This is a genomic window from Vibrio marinisediminis (assembly GCF_014050145.1).
GTDB classification, from domain to species: domain Bacteria; phylum Pseudomonadota; class Gammaproteobacteria; order Enterobacterales; family Vibrionaceae; genus Vibrio; species Vibrio marinisediminis.
In genome coordinates this window covers 1-227 of the sequence record NZ_JACFYF010000420.1, presented here as the reverse complement: position 1 = coordinate 227, position 227 = coordinate 1, and the positions used below count along the sequence as shown (strand labels likewise).

Here is a 227-nt window from a genome sequence, read left to right as displayed (position 1 = left end):
GAAGGGTTCACCCGGCGGCGCGATGTCACTGCCGGGGAGTTGAGCCGCGTGACCTGTGCCCACCCCTTCGCCGGTGCCGAGGGGGCCGGGGGCGAGTGGGATTTCGATGTGCCGCTTCTGGCCGGGGACCATGTGACCGACGATGCCGGGACCGGCTTCGTGCATACCGCGCCCAGCCACGGCGATGACGACTACGCCATCGGGGTCAAGCATGGGTTGCCGATGAC

Annotated in this window: 1 protein-coding gene; it reads left to right on the top strand. The window is 69.2% G+C overall.

The annotated features are described in order from the left end of the window. Positions 1 to 227: isoleucine--tRNA ligase (locus H2O73_RS24505; protein ID WP_182110862.1), on the top strand; the 227-nt coding region annotated here is incomplete at both ends.